Raw genomic sequence first — 15,560 nt, forward strand, 5'->3', positions numbered from 1 at the left:
AAATTATTCTTTAATTGTGACAAAAGCATCATGGCTTGCGTGACCTTGTTCGCCTATAATACCTGCAGAAACGCCACCCGGTTGTTGCATATATCCTAGCTCATTAGAGTCTAAGTTTTGTTCAGTTGGTGGTGGAGCTACATAGCCAAAAGAGTCTCCGGTTGAATTTGTACATGAGATTAAAGCTGTAGCAACAAAAGCTAGTATAAGTAAAGTCGTTTTTTTCATTACATATCAATCTGAAATTTTATTATTTATAAATAATAACAGATTTATATTTAATTTAGATGCATTAAATAGTTTATAATTTATATTAGTTTACGTATAATTAGCGACAACACGCGCGAAAATATATGAAAATATAAATCTGTCAGGAATATTTATGGATAATTCTATTTCTTTAGTTCAATTAATTTTACATGCTAACTTTATAGTTCAGCTTATTATGTTAGGTCTAGTTGGTATGTCTGTTTACTCATGGGCTATTATGTTTGAAGTCAACAATCGTGTCAAAAAATATCGTAATGAGCAAGTTCAATTTGATAAGTTGTTTTGGGCAGGACATCATATACAGAAATTATATGATTATTATCTCCAACATAAAGAAAACATCTTTGGTAAGTCAATAATATTTTGCTCAGGCTTAAGAGAGTTTAATAACTTAAAGGATACTGGAGTATTAAAGGGCGATACTATTCTAGAAGGTATGGAAAGGACAGTTGGTATAGCTATAGCTCAAGAAGCAAAAGAGCTGGATAGAAAACTCCCTGCTTTAGCTACTATAGGAGCAGTATCTCCATATATTGGTTTAGTAGGCACGGTTTGGGGTATTATGTCGTCATTTAATACTTTAGGCGGTGTAGAGCAAGCTACTATTTCTGTAGTTGCTCCTCATATTGCAGAAGCACTGATTGCTACAGCATTAGGTCTTTTCGTAGCAATTCCGGCAGTTATTGGCCATAGTAGGTTGTCTAATCAGGTTGATGATGTTTTGTCTGGTTATGAATCATTTCAGGATGATTTGTGTATCCTATTGTTAAAAGAAGCTCATAGAGATGAAGTGCAACAGCAACATCAAGAAAGCTTTTAGATAAAGGCTTTTAGTATGAAAAAGAGAAATAAGAGATTCTTCAGAAAAAAGAGACCAATGGTGCAAATCAATGTAGTACCTTATATTGATGTAATGTTAGTGCTTTTGGTTATTTTCATGATTACAACACCTATACTGACTCAGGGTGTAAAGGTCGATTTGCCTAAAGCGCAATCAGAAAAAATACCCTCTAATGATAGTAAGCCAATTGTGGTTACAGTAAACAGAGAAGGTGAGTATTTTGTTAATCAGGGAGTTAGTGATCCAAAGGCATCATTAAGCGCTAGAGATCTTACGAATGCAGTTGTTAGTCTGTCACAGCAATCTCCAGGTAAGCCTGTATACGTGCGTGGTGATAGTAGTGCAAACTATGGTGAGGTAGTAAAAGCTATGGCTCTTATTCAAAGAGCTGGTGTAGATAAAGTGGGGTTAGTCACTGAAGATGGCAAATCTTAATTATCAAAAAGTTATTACTTTCTGCAAAAAAACAGTCGATGAAAACCCATTTCTAGTAAAGGCAATACTTGTACATGTTGGCATAGTGATTTTGCTATACACACTGGCATTTATTAGTGATTTAAAGTTTGAAACAAGCCAGGCAGCTTTGAGTGCTCAGGTTGAAAAAGCTCCCAAAAAGCTTCAAATTATTCAAGCAACATCGATAAGTAGTAGTGAATTAAATAAGCAGCTTTCGGCTTATGAAAATCATCAGCAAGAGTTAAAGCAAGCTAGAGAAGATATTAAGCAAGCTAAACGACAAGCTCTCATAAAACATCAGCAAAAATTAAAAGCACAAGCTGAAGCTGAGAAAAGGGCTAAATTAGAAGCAAAAAGAAAAGCTATTCTAGAAGCAAAGAAAAAAGCACAAGCTGAAGCAAAACGTCAAGCAGAGCAAAAGAGACAGGCTCAAGAAGAGGCTGAGCGTAAGAAAGAGCTAGAAGAGAAAAAGAAGGCTCAAGAGGAAGCAAAACGTAAAAAAGAACAAGAACTAAAAGCAAAACAAGAAGCAGAAGAAAAAGCTCGTCAAGAAAGATTGGCAAAGGCAAGAGCTGAGGCTATCGCATCAGCTAAGCGTGAAGCAGCTAAGAATCAGGCTGATTTAGCAGTGAGTAAATATGTCACCGAATATACGGATAGGGTAGGCTCAAATTGGATTAAAGATGATTGTAGAGGTATATACGATTTACCAAGAGCAATTATTAGGAATGGAAAGTTCATAAGACTTACAGGAACGTCAGGTGATTATGGTTGTGACCAGTCATTGATAGATGCTATTAAAAATACTACACCGCCAGACATCTCCAATCCTGTGGCAAGAAGAACTATACAAACAGAGAATATAAGTTTTATATTTAAACAAAGTTAATGAGGAATAATATGAGAAAAATCATTACAGGCTTTTCGATATTTGTTTTTTTAATTTCTAGTCTATATGCAGATTTAGTTGCTGAAGTAACGACTGGAGTTATTCAAAAGCCGCTAGTAACGGTAATTAGTAATAATGTTGTAGATCAATTTCCTCAACAAGTAAATTCTATAATACTTTCAGATCTTAATCATAATGGTAAGTTACAAGGTGATGACTCTATTAAGTATGAAATTAATCAAAGTCAGAATATACCTTGGAAGAGTTTGAAGTCTGATTATGTTGTTTTAACAAAATATACAAAAAATTCAAATAATAGTTACACTGTTGAAGTGCAAATATATAAGAGAAATGATACAAGCTATATCAGATCAATAACGTACAAAAATATAAGTGTATCTTTAGTGAGACCTTTAGCGCATAAGATCGCTAATTATGTATACCAAAAACTTACTGGTGAGCAAGGCTTTTTCTTAACTAAATTAGCATATGTACAAGTAAGCAATCCTTATGCTAGGTATGGTAGAGTTTATGAGCTAATAATATCTGATTATGATGGATATAATAAACATACTGTTCTTAGACAAAGTGATAATCCGATAGCTACGCCATCATGGTCAAATGATGGTAGGTATCTAGTCTACTCAAGTTATAGTGGTGGTAGCATGGGTGTATATACTTTAGAGATAGCTACAGGAAAGGTTAGGAGGATAACTAACTTTAAAGGTATTAATAGTTCTCCATCATTTTCTCCAAATGGCAAAGAAATTGCCTTGGCTTTATCTAAGGGATATTCTGATCAGACAAACATTTATATATTAAACCTAGCTACTAAAGCACTAAAGAGAATAACAATAAATGGGATAAATACAGCTCCGAAATTCTCTCCAAATGGTCAAAGTATAGTGTTCACGTCTGATAGAGGTGGGCGTCCAAATATTTATGTTGCACCCGTAAACTCAAGATATCCTCAATCATCTAAATTGAGCAGTAGGATCTATCAGGGTTATGAGCCAAATTATACTCCAGATGGTAAAGACATTATTTTTATGAATCAATTAAGATCGAAGGGTACTCAAATTGCTGATTTCAATTTAGCTAATGGGACTGTAACAAATATCACAAATGGTAAATCAGATAGTTCACCTACAGTTTCACCATTTGGTAATATGATTGCGTACATATCGACAAACTCTAGAGGTTATAGTTCATTAGATATGGTATCATTAGATGGAGATAATAAATTTAATGTTGATTCAGCTAACAATGGTAACATTTTAATTCAGTCGCCTAGTTGGTCGCCAAAAAACTTTTAGGGAGCTTGTATGAAGGTTTTAGTTAAAAATTATGTTGTTTTAGCTTTAGCTTTGTTAATTACAGGTTGTGCGTGGTATAAGGGACCTCCACTGCAAGCTAATGCAAATGGTAGTTTAGATGGATCATCTTTAAATGAGACTAGTGGTCCAGGTTTTATCAGTACGCTTAAGAGTGGTGAGAATTATGGATCAAGTTATTCAGGTTATGCAGATAATGGCGGTAATTATGAAGTTTCAGGTTTTGAAAATAGCTAAAAACAGGAGTTGAATATGATGAAAAAAAGTATTATGAGTGTAGCTGTTGTAGGTTCTATACTTATGTTAGCAAGTTGTTCTAGTACTAGACCAGACAATAGTGATTTGATTAAAGATAAGTACTCTGGTGTTGATAGTTCTCAAGCATTAGAGATGTCTTCGCAAATATATGGTTCTGATAATATGAGTTCAGATCAGGTAGAACAAATGAAAAAAGAACTTATGGATATCAACTGTAGATCAGTATATTTTGGTTTTGATAGTTATAATATTACTGATGATGCTAAAGAGTGTTTGGATAAAACTGCTGACTACTTGATTGCTCATCCAGATCAGCCTATTAAGTTATCAGGTAATACTGACCCTAGAGGTAGTGAAAAATATAACTTTAATCTAGGTCAAAAGCGTGCTGAATCTGTATACAACTATTTACTAGGTAAAAATGTAAATAAAGACCAAATTTGTGTTGTTAGCTATGGTAAATTAAAACCAGCTGCAGAGCCAACTCAGTTCTATGATGAGTTCTGTACAGACGGTGTTAATGATGCATGTATGTATAAAGCATCTGAGAAAGCTTACTATCTAGATAGAAGAACAGAAATTGATTTTGGTGTTAAATGTGATGAAGATAATTCATCAAATTAATTAGTAATTTTCATATCTAAGTTTGTAATTCTATCTTTAACTATTTTTTTATATTAAATTGTTCTACAATATTCGCATAATTTTTGTTTGAAATTAAATATTATGATTAAAATTCCTAAAATTGGTTTTGTGAGTCTTGGCTGCCCAAAAAACCTTGTTGATTCTGAGCGTATCATAACTAAGCTAAAAGCCGAAGGTTATGACTTGGTAGATAGTTATGATAATGCTGATATGGTTATCGTTAATACTTGTGGATTTTTAAATTCTGCTATAGATGAGTCTTTGGAGGTCATTGGTGAAGCAATTGCAGAGAACGGCAAGGTTCTTGTAACAGGATGTCTTGGAAATAAGGCAGATCTTATCAAAGAGAAACATCCTGAAGTTCTGAGTATTACAGGGCCTCAAGATTATGAGAACTTAATAGAAGCTGTGCATACTCATGCACCTATATTTGCTAATGATTTTGTCTCACTAGTACCACCACAAGGTATTAAGCTTACTCCAAGACATTATTCGTACTTGAAAATATCAGAAGGGTGTAATAATACTTGTACATTCTGCATTATTCCAGACATTCGTGGTAAGTTAAAAAGTCGCTCGATTGATAATATCATGCGTGAAGCGGAAAAGCTTAAAAATGCTGGTGTTAAAGAGTTACTTGTAATATCACAGGATACTTCTGCTTATGGTGTTGATATCAAATATAAATCAGGAGTTTGGAATGATAAAGAATATCAAAGTAATATCTTAGATCTTTCAACAGCTCTTGGTGAGTTAGATATGTGGACAAGGTTGCATTATGTGTATCCATACCCTCATGTTGATAAGATCGTACCATTGATGGCTCAGGGTAAAATAAATCCATATCTTGATGTGCCATTACAGCATTCATCACCAGATGTTCTCAAAAGGATGAAACGACCTGCTCATACTCAAAAGACACTTGATAGAATTAATAAATGGCGTGAGATTTGTCCAGATATAGCTATTCGAAGTACTTTCATTGTAGGTTTCCCAGGCGAGACCGAAGCAGATTTTGAGCATTTACTAGACTTCATCGATAAGGCACAGCTTGATAGAGTTGGTTGTTTTAAATACTCAGAGGTAGAGGGTGCAAGGGCAAATCAACTTGATAATTTAATCTCTGAAGAGGTTAAACAACAGCGTTTAGATGAATTTATGAGTCTGCAAGCTCAAATAAGTGCTAATAAGTTAGAAAACTTTGTTGGTACAGAGCAAAAAATTATAATCGATTCAATAAACCTTGATGAAAATTATGCGATTGGTCGTACTAAATATGATGCTCCAGAAGTAGATGGACAAGTAATTATCGGCGATGCGCTAGAAAGAAATCTAAAAGTTGGTGAATTTGCGACTGTCGAGATTACAGAATCTACTGAGTATGATTTAATAGCTGATTAGTTTCTGTATATTAAACTTTCTTAATATTTATCTATCCATATAAAAAATCCATAATCTTATTTGTATACTTAAAATACTAAACCATCGTTGGGGAAAGTATTATGAGTAGTAATCTAGTTGTTATCGGAGCTTCAGGTTCTATAGGCAGTGCAGTTATTAAAAGATTAAAACAGTTATATCCTAATGCTAATGTATATGCTTTTTCACATTCTAAAGTAGTTGATTGTGTAGAAGGTGTAGTTTATGAACATATTGATTACTCGAATGAAGCAATAATCGAGAAAGCAGCAAAATATGTTTATGATAAGTCAGGAGCTATTAATCTGGTTTTTGTAGCTACTGGTATACTACATACTTCCGAGATAAAACCAGAAAAATGCTTAAAAGAATTATCTGCGGACAAATTTATTGAGCTCTTTAAAGCAAATACAATATTTCCAGCTTTGGTCGCAAAGCATTTTATACCCAAGTTAGCTAAAGATACTAAGTCTGTATTTGCAGCTATTTCTGCAAGAGTTGGTAGTATCTCTGATAATCAGCTTGGTGGTTGGTATGCTTATAGAGCCTCAAAGGCTGCTTTAAATATGTTTATCAAAACAGCAAGTATTGAGGCAAAGCGCTTAAACCCTAATGCTGTAATAGTTGGGCTTCATCCAGGGACTGTTAATAGTCATCTTTCAGAACCTTTTCAAGCAAGAGTACCTCAAGGTAAGCTTTTTACACCTGAGTATTCAGCTAGTAAGTTAGTTGAAGTATTAGATGGTTTAAAAGTGGAGGATAGTGGTAAATGTTTTGCATGGGATGGTAAAGAGATTATTCCATAGTTAAAGTTTTGAGAGGTATTTATGAGTGATAAAAGTATAACAAGCAGTGAAATTATAGAAATGGCTTGGTGTGATAAAACATCATTTGATGCAATCAAAAATATAACTGGATTGTCAGAACCACAAGTTATAAAAATCATGCGAAATAATCTTAAGCCAAATAGCTTTAGACTTTGGCGTAAAAGAGTATCGGGCCGAGCTGCAAAACATCAAAAAAAGCTAAATCATACAAATGCAAGTAGTCTGGTTTAAGCGTGATTTACGCATAGATGATAATTTAGCCTTAACACAGGCAGCTACAAAAGGAGATGTTTTACCAATATATATAATTGAGCCTGAGCTTTGGCAACAGCCTGATATGAGTCATAGGCAATATTTGTTTCTGTTAGAATGTTTAGAAGACTTAAATACTGAGCTTACGAGATTAGGACAACCTTTAATTATAATGGTTGGTAATGCTGTCGAGGTTTTTGAGCAGTTAATACAAAAATATCATATCAAGAGTGTTTGGTCGCATCAAGAAACTTGGAATAATTGGACATATCAGCGTGATATTAAGCTTGAGAAGTTTTTTAAACAGAATGATATTACATGGCATCAACCATATCAAAACGGTGTAGTTCGTTGTTTAGCTGATAGAGATAAATGGGCTTTAGTATGGCATAAACGCATGAGCGAGAAGATCGTTGAAGCACCTAATAAACTTAAATTTATTTGTGAAAATCAAACTAAAATACCTACGGCTGGAAGTCTTGGTATAGAGTATGATAATGGCTATAAACGGCAAAAAGGTGGTCGGGTTCGCGCACTTAGAATCCTTGATAGTTTCTTGTATCAAAGAGGTTGTGGTTATACTAAAGAGATGTCTTCTCCGGTGACAGCTTTTAAAAGTTGTTCCAGATTGTCGCCATATATAGCTTTTGGAGCTATTTCAATTCGAGAGGTGTATCAGTTAGCTAGTCAGCGTAAAAATGAAATCAAAGCTAGTAGTATAAAAAATAAAACAAAATGGTTAAGCGCAATGCGTTCATTTTTATCGCGTCTACGCTGGCATTGTCACTTTATGCAGAAGTTAGAGGATCAACCAAATATTGAATATGAAAATTTGCATTCAGCCTATGATCAACTACGCACAGAGCCGCTAAATAAGCAATATTTTGAGGCATGGAAAACTGGTAATACTGGTTTCCCGATGATAGATGCATGTATGCGAGCATTGATTGCAACAGGGTGGTTAAACTTTCGTATGCGTGCAATGCTCATGAGTTTTGCAAGCTATCATTTGTGGTTAGATTGGCGTGTTACATCGATATATTTGGCAAGATTATTTACTGATTATGAACCAGGCATTCATTACTCACAAGTACAAATGCAATCTGGGACTACAGGTATAAACAGTATTCGTATTTACAATCCTATTAAGCAAAGCATTGACCAAGATCCTGATGGCGAATTTATCAAAAGATGGATACCTGAGCTAGAAAATGTAAGTAATGAAAATATTCATACTCCATGGTTAGAAAAACATAATGCTATAGATTATCCAGACCCAATCATTGATGAGAAACAAGCACGGAAATTTGCAGCAGATAATATTTATAAGATTAGAAAAGACTCAAAGAATAGTCAAGAAACTAAAAATATTGTTAAAAAACACGCTAGTAGGAAAACGCTCAGAGAAATCAAATCTAAACAACAAAAGGTAGAGAATATTCAAGGAGAGTTATTTTGATGAGGACTTTACGATTGATTCTAGGAGATCAACTTTCGCAGAGTATTTCTAGCTTGAAAGATTGTGATAAGACAAATGATGTTGTGATGATGTGTGAAGTTATGCAAGAGGCTAGTTATGTTAAACATCATAAAAAGAAGCTTGTATATATTTTCTCAGCGATGCGTCATTTTGCACTGCAGTTGCATAAATTAGGTTATAAGGTTTGCTATACAAAATTAGATGATCCAAAGAATACTGGTTCATTTTATAGTGAAGTTGAGAAGGTTGTTAAAAAGCTTGGTATACAAAAGCTTATTGTAACTGAGCCAGGTGAATATCGTGTATTAAAAGATATTCAAAGTTGGCAGAAAGATTTCTCTATAGATGTTGAAATACTTACAGATGATAGATTCTTAGCGCCAATTGATGAGTTTGCAAAGTGGTCAAAAAACTATAAGCAAATACGCATGGAATATTTCTATCGTTATATGCGTACTAAACATAATATTTTGCTTGATAATGATGGCAAGCCAGAAGGTGGACAGTGGAATTATGATAGTCAAAACCGTAAAACACCAACTTCTGATATGCAAATCCCAAAACCATATAAAAGTACAGCAGATGATATAACTAAGCGAGTAATTAAGTTAGTCGAGAGAACATTTGCTGATAATTTTGGAGATATTGAGCCATTTAATTATGCTGTTACTAGAGAGCAGGCGCTCGAAGCACTAGATTTATTTGTTAAAGAAAGACTTAGTGATTTTGGAGATTATCAAGATGCAATGCTTGAGGGGCAGGCATGGATGTATCATTCACATATTTCTATGTATATTAATAGTGGCCTGCTATTACCTATGGAGTGTATCAAGGCTGCTGAAAAAGCATATTATAATGACAATGCTCCTTTAAATGCTGTTGAGGGTTTTATCCGTCAAGTTCTTGGTTGGCGAGAGTTTGTACGCGGTGTTTATTGGTTAAAAATGCCAGACTATCGCGATATGAACTATCTTGAAGCAACGCGTAAATTACCAAGCTTCTATTGGGACACTGAGACTAAGATGAATTGTCTTCATCAGTGTGTCAAAGAAACTAAAGAGAATGCTTATGCGCACCATATTCAAAGACTAATGGTTTTGGGAAATTTTGCATTGTTAGCTGGAATTGATCCTAAGTGTGTCAATGAATGGTATTTGTTAGTATATGCAGATGCCTATGAGTGGGTTGAGTTACCAAATGTATCAGGAATGGTACTTTTTGCAGATGGTGGGTATTTTGCAAGTAAACCCTATGCTGCTAGTGGGAGCTATATCAAAAAAATGTCAAACTATTGTGATAATTGTAGTTATAAAGTCAGTGAGAAAAATGGAGGTGGTGCTTGTCCATTTAATTACTTATATTGGGATTTCTTAGCTAGAAATAAATCAAAGCTCGCTAATAACCCACGCTTGGCAATGATTTATAAATCTTATGAAAAGATGACTAATGAGAAGAAAGAACTAATTAGACAAGATAGTAAAAAGTTTCTTGAGGAGTTAGGTATATGAAAAAACAGCATTTGCCTACGAAGGTTTGTGTAGTATGTGGTTTACCATTTACTTGGCGTAAGAAATGGGCAAAAGTATGGGATGAAGTAAAATACCGCTCTGAAAGATGTCGGAGAGCAAAAAATAAAAAATAAATCTTATCTGAAAATATTCAATTAACGTTCTCCAAGCCTATTTCTTATTTTAATTGCTATAAAAGATAACAATCTATTCTTATATTTAATTTAGTATGTAAAATAATTTTAAATAATATAGTTAATAACCATAAAAATGAATTTTATCCAGAAATATTTTGCAATTATAGTGATACTAGGAGTTCTTTTAGCTATATCAGTACCTTACATATTTATACCATTAAAGCCATATATTACTTATTTGTTAGCTACTATTATGTTGGTAATTGGACTTCATCTACAACCAAAAGATTTTGTAAAAGTCGCTAACCTCAAGGGAAAGCTACTTGTTATTTTGTTTTTGAAATTAACTGTTACATCAATAGCTGCTTTTATAATTGGTAAGCTTTTTGGGTTGAGTTTAACCGCATTGATAGGTCTAGTTATTGTTGGCGCTTGTCCAGGAGGCACGGCTTCAGGAGTTATGGCTTTATTAGCTAGAGCAAATATTTCACTTACTGTTAGTTTAACTTTCTTAACAACATTGTTAGCACCAATAGTTATGCCACTAATCATCTATTTTTTCTTTGCGAAGAGTATTGAGTTAGACTGGTTTGGTATGTTTGAAACAATGGCAATAATAGTTATCTTACCGATAGTTTTAGGAATTTTAATTAGTAAATTTACTAAACTAAATGATTCAACTTTAAAGAAAATCTTTAGTATTCCAATCCTCTTGATTATGCTAATAGTAATGGTTGTAACAGCTTTAAATAAAGAGGCTATTATACTTGTACCTTTAGATATTATTTTAAGCGTTATAATCCTTAGTATATTTGCTAATGTGTTTGGATATTTAATAGGTAAAGTTTTGGGTCTAGATTCTGATAGTAGATTAGCTTTGCTATTTGAGTTTAGTATATTAGATGTTGGTTTAGGGATTGTAATAGCTTTGACCTTCTTTGGTAATCAAGCAGCTATTGCTGCAACTTTTTATGCAATTTGGCAGAATATTATTGGACCTATAATTGTTAACTTTATAAATATATGTCGCAGTACTAAGTTTAAATCTTCTTAAAATATTTTGTTGACAAAAAAGTCTAAAATAGACTAATATATCTAAAAAATGGTTTTAGATATCAAAATGAATCCTGAGTTAGAAAAATTTATAAATGTCGCGGAAGCTATAAGTAGGCTTTTGCATCCTTTTGCAGAAGTTGTAATTCATGATTTATCTAAGAACAAGATAGTTGCGATTTTTAATCCTATCTCTAAAAGAGAAGTTGGAGATATATCATATTTAAATCATATAGATTTAGATGCTTACGATGATTTTGTAATAGGGCCGTACGATAAAATAAATTATGACGGGCGGAAAATGAAATGCATTATCACTGTAATTAAAAGCTCAACAAATGATGTTATAGGGACATTATGCATAAATTTAGATATTTCTGTGTTTGATAGATATCAAAATTTAATAAACGTATTTCTAAATAATAACAATATGCAAATGTCGCAGCAACAACAGAGCCTTTTCAGAGATACTCTTTATGAAAAAATTAACAATTTTGTGCAGAGATATTGTATAGATAATAATTTATCAATTGATAATTTAACAAGGGATCAAAAGAAAAACTTGATTTTAGAACTTAAACAACAAGGCGCACTAGATGGTAAGAATGCAAGTAAATACATTGCAAACGCACTAAATATTAGTCGAGCTACTGTCTATAACTATCTTAAATAATCATAGGAAAAAAATAATGTTAATCATATTAGGAGCAATTGTTGGTTTTGTAGCTAGTTTTATTTCTACGCTACTTGGTGGAGGAGCAGGTTTGATAGCTGTTCCAGCTTTTTATTTTATAATTGTACATACTTATGGAGCTGACTTTGCTATGCAAATAGCTATAGCAACTTGTTGTGGGATGTCTATATTTTTAAGTTCTATAGCAACATACAAACACTATCGTAAAGGTAATATACACTTGGGAGAGTTAAAGTATTATTTAGTATATTTATCTATAGGGGCGCTAGTAGGCTCAATAGTTGCAAAACATATAAATACAGATCTTTTGAAAATAGTCTTTGCAATATTGTTATTTGGAAGTGGTATCTGGATGATATTGCACAATGATAATAAGGTTGTTAAATTACCCAGAAGTGCTAGATATAGTATTTTTGGATTTTGTGGTATTTTGAGTGTTTTGGCAAGTTCAACAACCTTTGCAACAATGTTTTTTATAAAGATTGGTACTGATATCAAAAAAGCTATAGCTATAACTAGTGTCTGTGTGCTTATAAACTCATCAATTGCAGCATTTGTGCTTACTTATGGAATTAGTGTTAATGTACCATCAACACTTGGATATCTAAATATTCCATTGTTAGTATCATCGGGTATATTTGCATTGGCAGGTAGTCTTTTGGCAGTTAATTATTTAGGGATAATTTCTCCAAAGCTTCTAAAGAATTTATTCATAGTTTTGATGTTTGTTTCTGGTGGTGTAATGGTTATCTAAAAGTTGAAAATATAAGCTTTTGCTGTATACTTAATATCTCTTTGGAGAGGTGTCCGAGTGGTTGAAGGAGCACGCCTGGAAAGCGTGTATAGTTTAACGACTATCGAGAGTTCGAATCTCTTCCTCTCCGCCAGTTTTAAATAAAAGAATAATCTGTCTTTGTGTACGTTACTAAGACACTTTCTTGATGATATGTTTTCTCGTAGACATTGACTAGATTGTTTACTTTTTGTTCAAGTTGTTTTGATTTATCATCTGCAAGTATTGTGACAACTTTTGTTTTTTCACTATACGTAGTTCCTGTTGGGCTACGCCAATAGCCTCTAGCATCATTTTCAGTATAGCCATCAGGGAAAGCGGGTGTTATGTATTTGTTCTCAAAATTTTTGAACATCTTATCTGAAACGTAAGAGATATTATCTTTATCATCTTTCATAGTTCTGCCAAAGTAAAGTTTGACTATATATCCTTGATTATCTTTGGTATCTGCAAAGCCAGTATCCGATAATACAAATATACATAATGCTAGTGTAATTATATATCTCTTCATAAGTTTCTCTTTAGGTTCTTCTTCAAAAAAACAGCAGCTAAAATTAGCATTAGCCAGCCTATCATCAGTGTGGTACCACCTAATGGTGCTAGCTTCAAAATAATAGGTATATTATAAACCACAGAAATATAAATACTAAAACTAAATAATATTGTACCAACTATAAAAAATAAGTTGCTTAGTTTAAGAGTTAAACATCGTGATAAGCTCTTACTACTTAAAAGAGCTATACCAATACCGCTAATTACGATAGCATAGATTTGATTATAACGTATAGCTGTCATTATAAATTCAAAATGTTCAGCTGAAATTTGTGATTTTAAACCATGTTCTGCGTAAGCACCAAAAGCTACTGATATAAAACCTAAGATCGCACCAATTATTAAGTTCATCTATTCTCCAGTTTAGGTTACTTTATTTTACAATGGGTTAAACGATTAAAACGCCATTTCGCAAACAGACTATATATAATTTTAGCAAAACTATATATTAGTGGTAGTTTAATAATAGTTGCTAACTTTCTCCATTTGTTTAATTGGCTCCATATTATGATAAAGGCATCAACCCCAGTATGAAATTTATCTTCGTTATCTTTGACATGAAATAGCTTCAGACAAGATAGAGTATCTAAATTTTCTTTGTTAAGACTTTCTTCAGATATTTCGGTAATATCGATCCATTCAAAAATATTTTCTGGGGCTATATTTTTATAGTGATTTATCTCTTTTGAGCATAATCCGCATTTACCATCATAGAAAACTTTAATCACAAAAAAATCCTTTACTAAAGATATTGTATAACCACTACGATAAATATTATCAAGCCAATCCAGTGATTATCAGAAAAAGCCTTTATACAGTTAGCTATACCTAGTTTTTTGTATAAGAAATAATTTCTGATAAATAAAAAAGCACTAATAATAACACCTATGTAAAAAATAATATTAAAGCTTAGATATATACCTAGAGCTATCAAAAGTATTAATGATATGAAATTGAATAAAAAGATGTACTTAAATACTTTATCTCCAAATAAAACAGCTGATGACTTAATACCAATTTCTAAATCAAAATCTCGATCAGCTAATGCATAGATAGTATCATAAGCTATAGTCCAGCAAATAGTAGATAAATAAAATATCCAAGCTTCTAAAGGTATTTTGTTTTGTGTAGCAGAGAAGGCCATAAAGATACCAAAATTAAAAGCCAAGCCAAGCACTAATTGAGGAATTGCAAAAAATCTTTTACAAAATGGATAAAGTACGGCTAAAAATAAGGCGACAAATGATAATAAAATTGTGTATAAGTTTAAAAACAATACACAGATAAAAGCAACTATCGTAAGAGCTAGACACAAGTATAATGCATTCTTGACATTAAGTTTACCACTGGTTAAAGGTCGAGTATTGGTACGCTCTACATGTTTGTCAAAATCTATGTCTGCAATATCATTAACAATACAACCCACTGTACGCATTACAACCACACCAATAGTGAAGATAATCAAATATTTAATATCTGGAATACCATGACTTGCCAAAACTAGTGCAGTAAGAGTTGGCCAAAGAATTAGCAGTATTGGAATAGGGCGATGCAATCTCATTAGCATAATATATGCTTTGAATTTTGTATTACTCTGCATTACATAACTCCGGTAAAACTAGAAAATATTCTGTAATTAAAAATTTAAGCTCTTGATTATCTTTGTATGTAAATATTGAACTACGAGAAAAGATCTCTTGCTGAATATGCCTACTTGTTTCTTGATAAAAATCATCACTAGATAATTTACGGATTATAAATTCATCACGAGTAAATTTAGATTTTTCAAAAAGTAGATTATCGCCAATTGGTTTTGTACCAAGATTATCAACTTCTTGTGAAAAAAAATCATAAGTATCACAGGGAATAATTGTCCTAGCAAAAATTAATGTTTCATTGATACTTGAAAGAGTTATTTGCCGTACTAATGCAGACTTAATATCTAATAGTGATGCTTCTAACTGATTAACATTTGTAAAACACTGAGAGATCTTATCTAATATAATTTCACCATAGCCTTTTGATAGGCTTGTAACTAAGTTTTTTGCATCATTAAGCCAGTATCTTTCTACTTTTGATAAATTTTGTTTGTTAATAATATTCATATATCAGAAATACCTTAAACTTAAGGTTTCTTATTTTAATATCGATT

Annotated in this window: 21 protein-coding genes and 1 tRNA gene; 16 read left to right on the forward strand and 6 right to left on the reverse strand. The window is 32.7% G+C overall.

Annotated features, from left to right (window positions below; genetic code table 11):
- Window positions 1-3: 3 nt before the first annotated feature.
- The gene (locus F7308_RS01870; protein ID WP_013922156.1) at window positions 4-228 is read right to left on the reverse strand and encodes a hypothetical protein; all 225 of its coding nucleotides are present in this window, start codon (window positions 226-228) and stop codon (window positions 4-6) included.
- 154 nt (window positions 229-382) lie between these two features.
- On the opposite strand from F7308_RS01870, the gene tolQ reads away from it, so the two are divergent.
- The 16 genes from tolQ (at window position 383) to F7308_RS01945 (ending at window position 12,950) form a co-directional block, all read left to right on the forward strand.
- Window positions 383-1,090, forward strand: coding sequence for a protein TolQ (gene tolQ / locus F7308_RS01875; RefSeq protein WP_013922157.1), 708 nt, complete (start codon window positions 383-385; stop codon window positions 1,088-1,090).
- Between the two features lie 15 nt (window positions 1,091-1,105).
- Window positions 1,106-1,546 carry a protein TolR gene (tolR, locus tag F7308_RS01880; protein ID WP_041263589.1) on the forward strand — a complete coding sequence of 147 codons (441 nt, stop codon included), beginning with the start codon at window positions 1,106-1,108 and terminating at the stop codon, window positions 1,544-1,546.
- Complete coding sequence (gene tolA / locus F7308_RS01885; protein ID WP_013922159.1) at window positions 1,533-2,456, forward strand: cell envelope integrity protein TolA; 924 nt, start codon at window positions 1,533-1,535, stop codon at window positions 2,454-2,456. The genes tolR and tolA overlap by 14 nt, the downstream gene beginning before the upstream one ends.
- Window positions 2,457-2,467: 11 nt before the next feature.
- Window positions 2,468-3,772, forward strand: a complete 1,305-nt coding sequence (locus tag F7308_RS01890; protein WP_013922160.1) for a PD40 domain-containing protein — start codon at window positions 2,468-2,470, stop codon at window positions 3,770-3,772.
- Between the two features lie 9 nt (window positions 3,773-3,781).
- Window positions 3,782-4,027, forward strand: coding sequence for a hypothetical protein (locus F7308_RS01895; protein WP_013922161.1), 246 nt, complete (start codon window positions 3,782-3,784; stop codon window positions 4,025-4,027).
- A 15-nt stretch (window positions 4,028-4,042) separates the two neighbouring features.
- Window positions 4,043-4,672, forward strand: a complete 630-nt coding sequence (locus F7308_RS01900) for an OmpA family protein (RefSeq protein ID WP_013922162.1) — start codon at window positions 4,043-4,045, stop codon at window positions 4,670-4,672.
- A 102-nt stretch (window positions 4,673-4,774) separates the two neighbouring features.
- On the forward strand, window positions 4,775-6,094 hold the full coding sequence (gene rimO, locus F7308_RS01905; RefSeq protein WP_013922163.1) for a 30S ribosomal protein S12 methylthiotransferase RimO: 1,320 nt from the start codon (window positions 4,775-4,777) through the stop codon (window positions 6,092-6,094).
- Window positions 6,095-6,195: 101 nt separating this feature from the next.
- A complete protein-coding gene (locus F7308_RS01910) occupies window positions 6,196-6,918 on the forward strand; it encodes an SDR family NAD(P)-dependent oxidoreductase (protein WP_013922164.1) in 723 nt (240 codons plus the stop codon).
- A 21-nt stretch (window positions 6,919-6,939) separates the two neighbouring features.
- The gene (locus tag F7308_RS01915) at window positions 6,940-7,170 is read left to right on the forward strand and encodes a TIGR03643 family protein (protein WP_041263590.1); all 231 of its coding nucleotides are present in this window, start codon (window positions 6,940-6,942) and stop codon (window positions 7,168-7,170) included.
- The gene (locus tag F7308_RS01920; RefSeq protein WP_013922166.1) at window positions 7,151-8,650 is read left to right on the forward strand and encodes an FAD-binding domain-containing protein; all 1,500 of its coding nucleotides are present in this window, start codon (window positions 7,151-7,153) and stop codon (window positions 8,648-8,650) included. The genes F7308_RS01915 and F7308_RS01920 overlap by 20 nt, the downstream gene beginning before the upstream one ends.
- On the forward strand, window positions 8,650-10,179 hold the full coding sequence (locus tag F7308_RS01925) for a cryptochrome/photolyase family protein (protein WP_013922167.1): 1,530 nt from the start codon (window positions 8,650-8,652) through the stop codon (window positions 10,177-10,179). The genes F7308_RS01920 and F7308_RS01925 overlap by 1 nt, the downstream gene beginning before the upstream one ends.
- A complete protein-coding gene (locus tag F7308_RS09985) occupies window positions 10,176-10,313 on the forward strand; it encodes a DUF2256 domain-containing protein (RefSeq protein ID WP_013922168.1) in 138 nt (45 codons plus the stop codon). The genes F7308_RS01925 and F7308_RS09985 overlap by 4 nt, the downstream gene beginning before the upstream one ends.
- A gap of 136 nt (window positions 10,314-10,449) precedes the next feature.
- A complete protein-coding gene (locus tag F7308_RS01930; protein WP_013922169.1) occupies window positions 10,450-11,370 on the forward strand; it encodes a bile acid:sodium symporter family protein in 921 nt (306 codons plus the stop codon).
- A 48-nt stretch (window positions 11,371-11,418) separates the two neighbouring features.
- The gene (locus F7308_RS01935) at window positions 11,419-12,042 is read left to right on the forward strand and encodes a helix-turn-helix transcriptional regulator (RefSeq protein ID WP_041263591.1); all 624 of its coding nucleotides are present in this window, start codon (window positions 11,419-11,421) and stop codon (window positions 12,040-12,042) included.
- Between the two features lie 16 nt (window positions 12,043-12,058).
- The gene (locus tag F7308_RS01940) at window positions 12,059-12,817 is read left to right on the forward strand and encodes a sulfite exporter TauE/SafE family protein (RefSeq protein ID WP_013922171.1); all 759 of its coding nucleotides are present in this window, start codon (window positions 12,059-12,061) and stop codon (window positions 12,815-12,817) included.
- Between the two features lie 43 nt (window positions 12,818-12,860).
- Window positions 12,861-12,950: transfer RNA gene (locus F7308_RS01945), tRNA-Ser, on the forward strand.
- A gap of 3 nt (window positions 12,951-12,953) precedes the next feature.
- Here the strand turns inward: F7308_RS01945 and F7308_RS01950 are convergent.
- The 5 genes from F7308_RS01950 to F7308_RS01970 are packed head-to-tail and all read right to left on the reverse strand — an operon-like array spanning window position 12,954 to window position 15,513.
- Window positions 12,954-13,367, reverse strand: coding sequence for a DUF3574 domain-containing protein (locus F7308_RS01950; protein WP_013922172.1), 414 nt, complete (start codon window positions 13,365-13,367; stop codon window positions 12,954-12,956).
- Complete coding sequence (locus tag F7308_RS01955; protein ID WP_013922173.1) at window positions 13,364-13,759, reverse strand: DUF423 domain-containing protein; 396 nt, start codon at window positions 13,757-13,759, stop codon at window positions 13,364-13,366. The genes F7308_RS01950 and F7308_RS01955 overlap by 4 nt, the downstream gene beginning before the upstream one ends.
- A 17-nt stretch (window positions 13,760-13,776) precedes the next feature.
- Window positions 13,777-14,136 (reverse strand): thiol-disulfide oxidoreductase DCC family protein, encoded by a 360-nt coding sequence (locus tag F7308_RS01960; protein ID WP_013922174.1) that lies wholly within the window; start codon window positions 14,134-14,136, stop codon window positions 13,777-13,779.
- A gap of 14 nt (window positions 14,137-14,150) precedes the next feature.
- Window positions 14,151-15,008, reverse strand: a complete 858-nt coding sequence (ubiA, locus tag F7308_RS01965; protein ID WP_013922175.1) for a 4-hydroxybenzoate octaprenyltransferase — start codon at window positions 15,006-15,008, stop codon at window positions 14,151-14,153.
- Window positions 14,998-15,513, reverse strand: a complete 516-nt coding sequence (locus tag F7308_RS01970; protein ID WP_013922176.1) for a chorismate--pyruvate lyase family protein — start codon at window positions 15,511-15,513, stop codon at window positions 14,998-15,000. Before F7308_RS01970 ends, ubiA begins: the two co-directional genes overlap by 11 nt.
- Window positions 15,514-15,560: the final 47 nt, after the last annotated feature.

It is taken from the genome of Francisella salina (assembly GCF_000219045.1).
Classification (GTDB): domain Bacteria; phylum Pseudomonadota; class Gammaproteobacteria; order Francisellales; family Francisellaceae; genus Francisella; species Francisella salimarina.